Below are 6,168 nucleotides of genomic sequence, written 5' to 3' on the forward strand. Positions count from 1 at the left end.
TCCGCGTCCGCGTCGGACGCGGAGGCGACCACCCGCAGCCCGCGCAGCGCCGCCAGCTCGACCGCGAACCCTCCGACGGCCCCAGCCGCGCCTGTGATCAACACAGTGCCGCCGGGACGGAGATCCAGCAGGTCGAGGCCCTGGAGCGCGGTCAGGCCGTTCAGGGGCAGCGTGGCGGCGTGCGCGGCGTCGAGCGTGCGGGGCGCGTGGACGACCGCGTCAGCGTCCAGCACGATCGCCTCGGCGTGGGCGCCGGTCGGCACGGGCAGCCGGTCGCGCAGCCCGATGACCTTGTCCCCGACGGCCAGCCGGCCCACCCCGGCGCCGAGGGCGTCGATCTCGCCCGCCGCGTCCAGGCCCAGGCCGAGGGGCAGGTCGGGGGCCAGAGCTGCCAGGAGGCCGGCGCGGGCCGCGAGGTCCACGGGGTTGACCGTGGCCGCCTCGATCCGGATCCGCACCTGCCCCGGGCCGGGGAGCGGCTCGGGGACGTCCGCCACCCGCAGCGTCTCCGGCCCGCCGTACTCCGTCACACTGATCGCGCGCATGCCAAATACTCCCTGGTCAGATGGATTCTTCGGGAAAATCCCGGCAGTCCCGAGTCTGCGGCGGAAGAGCGCGCGGCCGGAAGGGGTTACTTCGGAGTGCGTACCTCACCCCGAGGTGGGGCGCGCGAGTTACCGGAGGTGGAGGACATGCCGACGATGACCGCCGAGCAGCGGCGCGCGTGGGCGAAGGCGGAGTTCGACGCCTACATGGAGACCTGCCCGACGAGCCGCCTGATGGCCGTCCTCGGCAACAAGTGGACGACCATGCTGCTGGTCCGGCTGGCCGAGAACGGCACGATGCGGCACGCGGAGCTGGCGCGGGCCGTCCCCGGGATCAGCGCCAAGGTGCTCACCCAGTCGCTCCGGGCCCTGGAGCGGGACGGACTGGTCGCGCGGCACGTCACCGCGTCGGTCCCGGTCCGGGTGGACTACACGCTGACCGTCCTCGGGGAGACCCTGATCCCGATCGTCGGGACCGTCCGGCAGTGGGCGGAGCGGCACATGCCGGACGTGGAGAACGCGCGCGGCCGCTACGACGCCGCACGGGCCGGGGAGGCCGTTCCGCCGCCCGCGCGATCGCTAGGCTGAGCGCCATGAAGAAGTGGGAGTACTCGACTGTGCCTCTGCTGGTCCACGCGACCAAGCAGATCCTCGACAACTGGGGCCAGGACGGGTGGGAGCTCGTCACCGTGCTGCCCGGCCCGAACCCGGAGAACCTGGTGGCCTACTTCAAGCGCGAAGTGGAGCCGTAAGCATGAGCACTCCCGAGGAGCGGATCGCCGAGCTGGGGCTCGAACTGCCGGAGGTGGCCCGTCCGCTGGCCGCCTACGTCCCGACCGCGCGCACCGGGTCGCTGGTCTACACCGCCGGGCAGCTCCCGCTGGTGAAGGGCGAGCTCCCGGTCACCGGCAAGGTCGGCGCCGAGGTCACCGCCGACCAGGCGGCCGCCCAGGCGCGGGTCTGCGCGCTGAACGCGATCGCGGCGCTGAAGGCCGAGGTCGGCGACCTGTCGAAGATCGTCCGGATCGTCAAGGTCGTCGGGTTCGTCGCCTCCGCCCCGGACTTCACCGGCCAGCCGCAGGTGATCAACGGCGCGAGCGACCTGCTGGGCGAGGTGTTCGGCGAGGCCGGCGCGCACGCCCGCAGCGCGGTGGGCGTCGCGGTCCTGCCGAGGAACGCGCCGGTCGAGGTCGAAGTGATCGCCGAGGTCCGCTGACGCGCCCTGGCGGCGAGGCCCGGCAAAAGGCCCGGCGGAAGGACCCCGTGGACGGGACCGGTGGACGGGACCGGCGCCTCGGCCGATCTTGACGGAATGTCATTCGGTATGCCCGAATGGGGCGTCATGAACGGGTTGAGGTTGCCGGCGGAGTTCCGGAAGCAGATCGAGGGCATCGAGGCCGGGACGATCGAGCCGGTCCGGCCGCGGCACGCCGCGACCGTGGTCGTGCTCCGCGACCACGCCGACCACGGGCTGCAGGCGTTCATGCTGCGCCGGGTGGGCTCGATGGCCTTCGCGCCCGGCGCGTACGTGTTCCCGGGGGGCTCGGTCGATCCGCGCGACGGCGAGGTCGGCGCCGGCTGGTCCGGGCCGTCCCCGGCCGAGTGGGGCCGGGCCTTCGGCGCGGACGAGCCGCTCGCCCGCGAACTGGTCTGCGCGGCCGTCCGGGAGACGTTCGAGGAGACCTGCGTGCTGCTCGCCGGCCCGACCGGCGAGACCGTCGTGGACGACACGCGCGGCGACGAGTGGGAGCGGGACCGGCAGTCGCTGCTGGACCGCTCCCTCTCGTTCGCCGGGTTCCTCCAGGCGCGCGGGCTCGTCTTGCGCTCGGACCTGCTGCGTCCCTGGGCGCACTGGATCACCCCCGCGATCGAGCCGAAGCGCTACGACACGCGGTTCTTCGTCGCGGCGATGCCCCCGGGGCAGCGCGCCCGCGACGTGAGCACCGAGGCCGACCGGGTCGCGTGGGTGCGTCCGGCCGAGGCCGCCGCGCGGGGCCGCGCGGGCGAGTGGCCCATGCTGCCCCCGACCCTCGCCACGCTGGACGACCTGGCCCGCTTCGACACGGTCGCGGAGGTCCTCGCGGCGCCCCGCGAGATCGTCGTGCTGGAGCCGGAGGGGCGGATCATCGACGGCGACCCCTACCTCGTCCTGCCCGAGGACGCGGTGCGCTACGACGCGTAGCCCGCGCGGGCGCGTGGTCCACTGAGGTCACGGCGAATGCGAAAAGCCGCGGGAGGCCGCGGAGGCTGATCGGCGGGGGCTCATGACAGGGGCGCGGGCACGGCTGGCCTGGTCACTCGGACTCCGCCTGGCCGGCACGTCCGTGCCGCGGCGGCTGGCCCGCCTCGGACTCGGCCCGGGCCGGTCGGGCAGGATGGGGCGCGTGAGCGATATCGACGGGAGCGGCACGGATCGGGCGAGATGCGTGCTCGCTCCGAACCCGTCCCCCATGACGCTGGACGGCACCAACACCTGGATCCTCGGCGAGCCCGGGGCCGAGGAGGTCGTGGTCGTCGATCCCGGCCCCAAGGACCGGGCGCACCTGGGCCGCGTCCTCGCCGAGGCCGAGGCGGGCGGACGGCATGTCGGGCTCGTCCTGCTGACGCACGGCCATCCGGACCACTCGGCCGGCGCGGCGATGTTCGCCGGGATGGCCGGGCCGGACGTGCGGGTCCGCGCGCTCGACCCCCGGCACCGGCTCGGCGACGAGGGCCTCGTCGAGGGCGACGTGGTGACGGCCGGCGGGCTGGAGCTGCGGATCATGGAGACGCCCGGCCACTCCGACGACTCGCTGACGTTCTGGCTGCCCGCCGACCGCGCGATCCTGACCGGCGACACCGTCCTCGGCTACGGATCGACCGTGCTGGAGGGCAGGCTCGGCGACTACCTGGCGTCCCTGGACCGGCTGCGCCGCTTCGCCGACGACAACGAGGCCGTGGCCGTTCTGCCGGGCCACGGCCCCAAGCTGGACGACCCGCTCGGCGCGATCGACCACTACATCGCCCACCGCCGCGAACGCCTGGCGCAGGTCGAGGCGGCGGTGCGGGCCGGCGCGCGCACGGCCCGCGAGGTCGTGGAGGTCGTCTACGCGGACGTGGACCGCAACCTGTGGCCGGCGGCCGAATGGTCGGTGCAGAGCCAGCTCGACTACCTGACCGAACGCGACCGTCCTTAGCCATGAGCTGAGCCGGCGGGGCTGATACGCCCGTACACGCGCGAACGCGCCCGCTTGGGGGCGGGCGCGTTCGCGGTGAGGCGTCCGGGCGAGCGGCGCCGTGCGTTACTTGGAGCGCTTGCGGAGGCGCTCGATGTCGAGGATGACGACGGCGCGCGCCTCGATGCGCAGCCAGTTGCGCTGGGCGAAGTCGGCCAGGGCCTTGTTGACGGTCTCCCGGGACGCGCCGACGAGCTGCGCCAGCTCCTCCTGGGTGAGGTCGTGGTGGACGTGCAGCCCGGCCTCCGACGGCTGGCCGAACCGCTCGGCCAGGTCGAGCAGCGCCTTGGCGACGCGGCCCGGGACGTCGGTGAAGACCAGGTCGGCCATCACGTCGTTGGTCTTGCGGAGCCGCTGCGCGAGCGCGCGGAGCAGCTGCACCGCGACCTCGGGGTGGCCGGTCAGCCACGGCCGCAGGTCGTCGTGCCCGAGGCCGGCCAGGCGGCACTCGGTGACGGCGACCGCGCTGGCGGTGCGGGGCCGCGGGTCGAACAGCGACAGCTCGCCGAACATCTCGGACGGACCGAGCACGCTCAGCAGGTTCTCCCGGCCGTCCGGCGCCGTCCGGGTGAGCTTGATCTTGCCCTCCAGCACCACGTACAGGCGGTCGCCGGTCTCACCCTCGTTGAACAGCGTCTGACCGCGGGCGAGCCGCACCTCGGTCACGTTGGCGCGCAGCGCCTTGGCACCCTGTTCGTCCAGGGCCTCGAACAGCGGAGCCCTGCTCAGAACGTCCACGTCGCGGTCGGTCACGCTTCTCCTCCTCGAACACCCACATGCATAGTGTGACGTACGTCCCACCGCGTACGTGAAGGCAGGGTCCACGGCGCGCCGAAACCGGACGGTCCGGACCGTCCGCCCCGCCTTCGACGGCGCTGCTTCCGGCGGACCGCCACCGCGGCGGCGCCCCGTCTCCTGAACGTCACCTGCGCATCCAGTGTACGGAGTCGCAGGTGAATGCGGTCACAAACGTACCGTTTCTCCTCTTCGGACGTGATTACCCATCGGTCACGCACCGTTTGCCCGGACGTTCCGAAGTCGATACATCGCCGTTGCCTAAGGGGTAGTAGACCGTTCGCCGGGACGCTCAGGCGCCGAGGCGAGCCCGCAGCGGGTGACGCTCGACACGTCACCTCGGGCGTCCGCCCGCCCTCACGGCCCGGAACCGGCTGCGGGCACGAAGCGTCGTCTCCCGTCTTAGGCTGAACCCCGTTTTAGGCTGAACCCCGCCCTAGGCTGAACGGCATGGCGACGAACACCGAGAACAGGCCGCGTCCCCGCGCGCGCAAGTGGCAGGAGGAGACGCGCCTGGGGCTCGTCCGGCGCGCGCGGCGGATCAACCGGGAACTGGCCGAGCTCTACCCGGACGCGCACTGCGAGCTGAACTTCACGTCGCCCTACGAGTTGCTCATCGCCACCGTCCTGTCCGCGCAGACGACGGACAAGCGGGTCAACCTGACGACGCCGGAGCTGTTCGCGGAGTACCCGACGCCCGCGGACCTGGCCGCCGCCAACCCCGAGGACGTCGAGGCGATCCTGAAGCCGACCGGCTTCTTCCGGGCCAAGACCAAATCCGTGATGGGGCTGTCGAAGGCGCTGGTCGAGCGGTACGACGGCGAGGTCCCGGGCCGGCTGAAGGACCTGGTGACGCTGCCCGGCGTCGGGCGCAAGACCGCGAACGTGGTGCTCGGCAACGCCTTCGGCGTCCCGGGGATCACCGTGGACACCCACTTCGGCCGCCTCGCCCGCCGGTTCGGCTGGACGGACTCCGACGACCCGGTCAAGGTCGAGCAGGACGTCGCCGACCTCATCCCGCGCAAGGAGTGGACGATCCTGTCGCACCGGATGATCTGGCACGGCCGCCGGATCTGCCACTCGCAGCGTCCGGCCTGCGGGGCGTGCGCGATCGCGCACCTCTGCCCGTCCTACGGCGAGGGACCGACCGACGCGCGGACGGCCGCCAAGCTCGTCCGCGACCGCTCGTTCGCCTGAGCGCCTTCCGTCCGCCCTAGGCTTCCGTCCGCCCTAGGCTTTCCGACCGCCCGAGGCTTTCGACCGCCCGAGGCTTTCCGTCCGCCCGAGGCTTTCGGTCCGCCCGAGGCATCCCGAACGCCCGAGGCTTTTCCGGACGCCGTCCGGGGTGCGTCCGGAAAGGCCGGTCAGGCCGTCCAGTTCGGGTCGCGGCCCAGGTAGCGCATGAGGGCGGCGACCTCGTCGCCGGACGACGCGGGCAGCGCGGCGGCGTAGGCGCCGAACGCGCGCAGCGGCTCGACGATCTGCTGCGCCACGGGCAGCAGATCGCGCGCGAGCGTGTCGAGACCGTCGTAGCGGACGTTGTACTCGGCGTTCGGGGTCGTGACCACGACCGACGCCGGACGCGCCGCGCCGAACACCACGCCCTCGACGGC

Annotated in this window: 8 protein-coding genes and 1 pseudogene; 6 read left to right on the forward strand and 3 right to left on the reverse strand. The window is 73.0% G+C overall.

Features of this window, described 5'->3' with window-relative positions:
* On the reverse strand, nucleotides 1–545 hold a 545-nt coding region (locus tag AB0J52_RS23200; protein WP_500184062.1), incomplete at its 3' end, for an alcohol dehydrogenase catalytic domain-containing protein.
* 147 nt (nucleotides 546–692) lie between these two features.
* On the opposite strand from AB0J52_RS23200, the gene AB0J52_RS23205 reads away from it, so the two are divergent.
* The 5 genes from AB0J52_RS23205 to AB0J52_RS23225 all read left to right on the forward strand — a co-directional run bounded on the left by AB0J52_RS23205 (nucleotide 693) and on the right by AB0J52_RS23225 (nucleotide 3,721).
* Nucleotides 693–1,133 (forward strand): winged helix-turn-helix transcriptional regulator, encoded by a 441-nt coding sequence (locus AB0J52_RS23205; RefSeq protein WP_500184064.1) that lies wholly within the window; start codon nucleotides 693–695, stop codon nucleotides 1,131–1,133.
* A 5-nt stretch (nucleotides 1,134–1,138) separates the two neighbouring features.
* Nucleotides 1,139–1,297, forward strand: coding sequence for a Sp36 family protein (sp36, locus tag AB0J52_RS23210; RefSeq protein ID WP_500184065.1), 159 nt, complete (start codon nucleotides 1,139–1,141; stop codon nucleotides 1,295–1,297).
* A 2-nt stretch (nucleotides 1,298–1,299) separates the two neighbouring features.
* Entirely contained in the window at nucleotides 1,300–1,761 is a 462-nt protein-coding gene (locus tag AB0J52_RS23215) for a RidA family protein (RefSeq protein ID WP_500184067.1), read from the forward strand.
* Nucleotides 1,762–1,857: 96 nt separating this feature from the next.
* A complete protein-coding gene (locus AB0J52_RS23220) occupies nucleotides 1,858–2,727 on the forward strand; it encodes an NUDIX hydrolase (protein ID WP_500184068.1) in 870 nt (289 codons plus the stop codon).
* A gap of 193 nt (nucleotides 2,728–2,920) precedes the next feature.
* Entirely contained in the window at nucleotides 2,921–3,721 is an 801-nt protein-coding gene (locus AB0J52_RS23225; protein WP_500184069.1) for an MBL fold metallo-hydrolase, read from the forward strand.
* A gap of 105 nt (nucleotides 3,722–3,826) precedes the next feature.
* Here the strand turns inward: AB0J52_RS23225 and AB0J52_RS23230 are convergent, their stop codons facing one another.
* Nucleotides 3,827–4,513 (reverse strand): Crp/Fnr family transcriptional regulator, encoded by a 687-nt coding sequence (locus AB0J52_RS23230; RefSeq protein WP_026412280.1) that lies wholly within the window; start codon nucleotides 4,511–4,513, stop codon nucleotides 3,827–3,829.
* A gap of 492 nt (nucleotides 4,514–5,005) precedes the next feature.
* Here AB0J52_RS23230 and nth point away from each other — a divergent pair, with 492 nt between their 5' ends.
* Nucleotides 5,006–5,752 (forward strand): endonuclease III, encoded by a 747-nt coding sequence (gene nth, locus AB0J52_RS23235; protein ID WP_500184071.1) that lies wholly within the window; start codon nucleotides 5,006–5,008, stop codon nucleotides 5,750–5,752.
* A 167-nt stretch (nucleotides 5,753–5,919) separates the two neighbouring features.
* Here nth and AB0J52_RS23240 read toward each other — a convergent pair.
* Nucleotides 5,920–6,168: pseudogene (locus AB0J52_RS23240) on the reverse strand (hypothetical protein); the annotation flags it as partial.

This window comes from Spirillospora sp. NPDC049652, assembly GCF_040675125.1.
In the GTDB taxonomy this organism is placed as follows: domain Bacteria; phylum Actinomycetota; class Actinomycetes; order Streptosporangiales; family Streptosporangiaceae; genus Spirillospora.